Origin of the sequence: Paraglaciecola sp. (genome assembly GCF_030730205.1) — a bacterium.
In the GTDB taxonomy this organism is placed as follows: Bacteria; Pseudomonadota; Gammaproteobacteria; order Enterobacterales; family Alteromonadaceae; genus Paraglaciecola.
Window position 1 is genome coordinate 1 of record NZ_JANQVQ010000040.1, and the last position, 5,483, is coordinate 5,483.

At 41.3% G+C, this 5,483-nt stretch carries 2 protein-coding genes; both read right to left on the minus strand.

Going from position 1 to position 5,483, the window contains the following annotated elements:
• Positions 1-111 precede the first annotated feature (111 nt).
• Positions 112-2,169, minus strand: a complete 2,058-nt coding sequence (locus tag NWQ57_RS03745) for a metallophosphoesterase (protein ID WP_306020725.1) — start codon at positions 2,167-2,169, stop codon at positions 112-114.
• Between the two features lie 122 nt (positions 2,170-2,291).
• Positions 2,292-5,105: a TonB-dependent receptor gene (locus tag NWQ57_RS03750; protein ID WP_306020726.1), complete on the minus strand. Its 2,814-nt coding sequence runs from the start codon at positions 5,103-5,105 to the stop codon at positions 2,292-2,294.
• Positions 5,106-5,483 lie beyond the last annotated feature (378 nt).

Consider the following 5,483-nt stretch of genomic DNA (forward strand, 5'->3'; position numbering starts at 1 on the left):
CTACTGAAGAACAGCTCGCTTTATTCAACGCACGTGAAGCGGCTAAGAAAGACAAGTAGTCAATGATAGTATCTATACAAGGTTAAGTGCTTTGTATAGATACATAAAATGTTAAGGTAATTCAGTAATCGTACCGTCTTGCATGTTGAGCATAAAATGATCGTCAGGTTGGCCTTGCTGAAATTGCTCTAATAAATAAAAAATAGGGCCAAATTGCTCGGCAATCATTGAGTTCTGCTTTTTATTTTTAGTCGCTTGCGTTCCTTGTTTCGCCAATATTTTAGTTAGTAGATGGTATTGCGCAAGTCGCTCAAGGCCAATATCCTCTATCGCCAACTGGCCCGCGTTACGCAAACGATAAAAATCTACTGCCAACGCAAAACCATCCCATTGAGCAAAGTCCTTTAAGTTAAAACCGGCAGACTCACAGAGAGTGTTTGCCCTTTGTTCAGCTTGTTGCCAGTCTATAGTGGATATAATTGATTTGATGGCCGCGGCGGTTCTCACGTTCGCTTGAACTTGTATGGGCAACTGAGAAAGAATGAATAAATCTTGGCCGGTCATTGATAACAGTAATTCACGAGTGGCTTGAGGCCACTCTTTGGGTAAAAAACGCTGTCTAGTTAATTCTGTAATATGCCACTGAGTAAACTCTTTATAGGTTTTGGACTTCAGTATATCTTTATTCCATAGCTGAGTTAGATCCTGCTGTTTGAGTGCTTGATACTCCTGGCGATAATGTTCGAACAACTCATTAAAACGTGGTACATCGTTCAGTACTATGGTTTGTACTTCAATGTTGCTAACGTTTTTTACACTAAGAATTTTATAAGCAGGCACATACGCTGCGATAGAAGGAGCTTGAATATTAAATAAAAACTGCCCTTCAGCATGACGTATTAAGCCGGTGTCGTTTATATGCATATGCCCTCCCACGTGAATTTTTAAACCCAGGGTGGCCAATGTTTCACTCACTTGCTTTTGCGGTGTTCTCGCTAGTTGAAATTTGTCCTCACCAAAGTAATTAGCAATAAATGCGCTTTGGCCATCATAAAACTCGGTCATGGGGAAATGACTAAAGGCGATGAGTTTTTTGCCCCCTTGTTCTGCGCGTCTAACTACGTCACTAATCCAATTAATGACGTGCTTTTTGTGGCTCAGCATCTTGTTGTAACCGTTATTGCCTGAACCGGTAAAGTTACTAGGGTGGGTTGGCTGAACGGTGTTAAAACCTTCCGCTTTTGGCAGGTAAACATTCGCATCGATGGCTAATAACCATAAACCATTTATCGGTTCTACCAAGTAACTTGTGTCAGGTATTGCCACACAATGCGACGCTAACGTTTTAATTGATTGCGGGTCAGGGTCGGCACACATTGTATATTCGCGGTTAGTCAGCTTTGCTTGTTTTAAAGCCGCATCAAAGTCATACGTCTCGACGGTGTAATCACTGTAAGGGCTTTCCCAATATAAGTAATTCGCTTTAGGATAAAAACCGTAAGGGGCCAGTTGATCCACAATTCCCTGATAACCTAATTCTTTGACTTCTTCGCTACAAATAGTTGGCAATGTGGAGTCTGTTTCAATCAGTCCCCAATCACCAGAGTAGCTTACGCATTCTTCTGCCCCTCGACTAAAAATGCGTTGTGGTTGACCATTTGTACCTAAATAATCGACTTTACCAGCAGGCTGTTCAAACGGTTTAACAGGATCATGATTACCTGGTGTGGCAAAAAATTCGATACCGTATTGCTGATGATAATGGTCGAGTATTTTGGCTAAACCGCGCATGTGGACTTGTTGACCATCATCACTAAAGTCACCAGGTAAAGCGACCCACTTGATCCCTCGTTTTACTACATCATCAAGGGCTGCAATAAAAGCAAAGTAGTTTTCGTTAAATAAACGCGTTGAATTGAGCTGGGCAGACAAGGTTCGTATTGTCGCGTTTTTACCACTAACAGAATTAGCTAATCCTTGAAACGAACCATCGTTAAATTGTGCATAAATATCGTGAAAATGTATATCAGGCATAAAGGCAATGCGAAATTCCGTCGAGTGACGAGATGACGGCGTGACCTGCTGAGTTAGTGCAGTACTGCACGCAACGGCACCGCAGGTTAGCAAAGGGATAATTAGTTTGTTACGAAAGAAGCTAAAAATGCGCATGATAATTAGGAACTTGCATGAAAAAAGGTCTTAATAACGAATCATAAAGCCTCAACACTGGTGAGGTAAACCCTGACCTTACCAGTATTGAGATGCTATCACCTAAGACATGTGAGTGTTAATCAGAGGTCTGCTCGAATACCCAAACTAATGCGGCGCCCAGAATATTCGTTCATGGTTGGAAAGGCTGGATCCATAGTGTAACCCGTGGTTGCTTCGTCAGTAATATTAATACCTTTTAAGCTGATTTTTACCTTTTCACTGAGTTGATAACCCACAGAAATATCCGTTTGACCGTAAGCATCGCGGTACACTGGAAACATATTACGCTCAATATACTCAACATATTTGTCTTTGTAGTTATATGAAATACGGGCATCAAAGTCTGCATTTTCATAATACACCGTAAGGTTATAGGTACTTTCAGCTAGTCCTTCTGGTGGTGTATCGATGCCTAAATCTGAAGAGCCAGTCAAAGAGTTATCTAATAAAGTGTAGTTAGCGTTAATGCCAAATCCCTCTAATGATTCATGCAAGGTACTTAAAGGAACTTGGGCTATAAGTTCAATTCCTTTAACTTCATATGAACCTTCGGCGTTCACAGGTTGATACACGTCAAAGTCGTAGTAGCCGTCAAGCGAGCCATCAGCATTGAGCTTTTCAACATCGGTAACTACGCCGGTCAGTTTGTTTTGTACTACGCCTTCAATATCTTTCCAAAAATAGGAGGCTGCTAGCAAACCGCCATTTTCGAGATACCATTCGATACCTGTTTCCCATTGATTTGCATAGGTGGGTTCTAGGCTTGGGTTACCATCTGAATATCTAAATTCGTTCCAGCTCACTGAACGTTTATAAGCAATGTTAGTCAGGGCTGGACGCATCAGAGTTTTAGAAGCCGCGGCGCGAAATATGACGGCGTCAGTTAATTCCATACTTAAGTTAAGGCTGGGTAAAAAGTCTTTGTAGCTACCTTCCTTTGATATGGGGGTATCAGAGTAACCTGTTGAACCGTCGGTATTTTGCACTTGGTGATAACCAAAAGACAAAACAGAAGTGTCTACTGCTCTCACGCCTGCGTTTACATCAACAGGCATGTCAGCCAGTTCAAAAGTAAAGTCCGCCATGGCATATAAACTCAAGGCCTCTTCATCTACTCGGTAAAATTGGTCAACGGCATAATCGACAGCAAAACCAGAATAGCGAAATTCGTTACGTGCATAACTGTTGGGTATTTGCATCCATTGAATATCGCGAGGTTGGTAATTTCCGCCTGAAACGATATCAGTAACTAGTTTTAGTTCACTGTCTTGCAAGGTGCGAGAGCCGCTCCAAGAACTATCACTTTGGCTCGGTCCTTTCACCGATTCACTGCCATAGTTACGCTCTTTAGATTTATCAGTGTACCGTAGGCCAAACTGAACCTTGCTCAAGGCAGGCAGGTAAGCAAACTGGATGCTTTTAGTGAAATCTAATTGAGCTGCATACTTGTCATCGTTTATCGCTTCAACATCGACTTGATATGACTCAAATAAGTATTGTTCTGGAGAGTTATACATATCAAAACCAGCTGAACTGGCACTGGCAATGGTTTCACCTCCAGTCGAGGTATAGCGAGTACGTGATGGTGCATAAGCCACATGTTTTAGATTACTCGAATCAGAGCGTTTTTCTGCACCTGAATATCCGACTAAGGCATTCACATCCCAATCAGCCAACTGCCAGTCTAGACTTAAACTGTATTGACTGTAATCGGTATTATTAATACGCTGCTTACTTAAAAACTCGTGTTGAGTATAGGTATACGACACATCAGTTAGTACGGTAATGCCATCTTGAGCCAGAGTGGTATTATCAAAATCATGGATGGTTTCAAGAGTGCTGTTACTTGAAGCAGAATAAGCGGCGGCATCGTATTCATCTTCTATATTATCGAAAGCGCCTAACATGGCGTCAAAGGTTAAACTAAAATCATTATTAGGTTTATATTGAACCGAGGCTGTGGCACCCCATTTGTCTTGATCGTTTAAATAAACACGATCTCCTACTTTATCAATAAATACCACTCGACTATTTTCTTCAATATTAAAGCGATCATTGATCACAATACCGGTATCACGTTCTAGTACCGCTGCCGCTTGATCAGATTGCGCTTGTTTAGAGTCCGAACCTTTCTTTTCTAACCAACGAGATAAAGGTCGAAAGTTAATACCCGAATTAGAATCGGTTCTGTTGGTGCGTTGTGAATTTGAGTACGACACTAAGGCACCCCAATCACCAAAGGTATCACTGGCTAAAAATGAAAATTTGGGGTCAATTTCTTCTGAAATAGAATTATGTGCGCCTTCCGCCGACACAATCAATTTGCGTTCGTTATAATCAAATGGGCGCGCAGTAGAAATAAGGACAGAGCCGGCAATGCCGCCTTCTTCATCAGCAGCCGTGGGGGATTTTTTAACAGTCACACTTTGAATGATTTCAGAGGCAAAAATATCAAACTCAACATCACGACCACCGCTACCTGAAGCAGTCGCTACCCCATTGATTGAAACGTGAGTAAATTCAGAAGGTAAGCTACGAACATTGACTTTCGAGCCAAGTCCTTTGTTTCGTTCAATAGTCACACCAGGCATACGTTGTAAAGCTTCGGCTAAGTTTTGTTCAGGAAAATCAGCAATGTCAGTGGCAACGACTGAATCAGAAAAGCCGACTGTGGAACGTTTGATATCTACTGCTTTTTCTAAACTTTTGCTATAGCTGCCAGAAACACTTATGACTTCAAGCTCATCCGTTTGTTGTTCGGTGGTATTTTGTGCAGCCATTGTATTGACTGCAAGAGTGCTTAAGACTGCCCCAAACAATACTTTATTAATGGCTAGACTCACTCTGTTTTTTGTTAATTTCACAGCGGCAGTATTGTGTTTTAGATCGTTCATGGTTTCCCTTCAATAATAGCGGTCATTTACTGCGCCACTCTTTCTTTTAAAAGAGTGCGCTTTGTTTTTAAGTTTTTGTCTTTCAAGGATTTATCAAATAGTTTGATAATAAGGTAATGATTGTTTTGTCTCGAGAAGGCGATTCAGCAAATCAGGAGCGAGGGAGGCTACAAGATAGTTATGACGGTATTATTGATTTTTTTTGACAGAAATATGATGTGATTAAAAAGAAGATGACAGTTAGTGTTCAGACATGATGTGATATTTAGGAGTAACCCGTATCTTTGCGGAATAAGTAGCTGCAGAGATACGGGTTTATTTGAGCTTAAATAGCCATTGGTTTAAAAGGCAGGTCGCGGTACCGTTTACCAGAAGCGG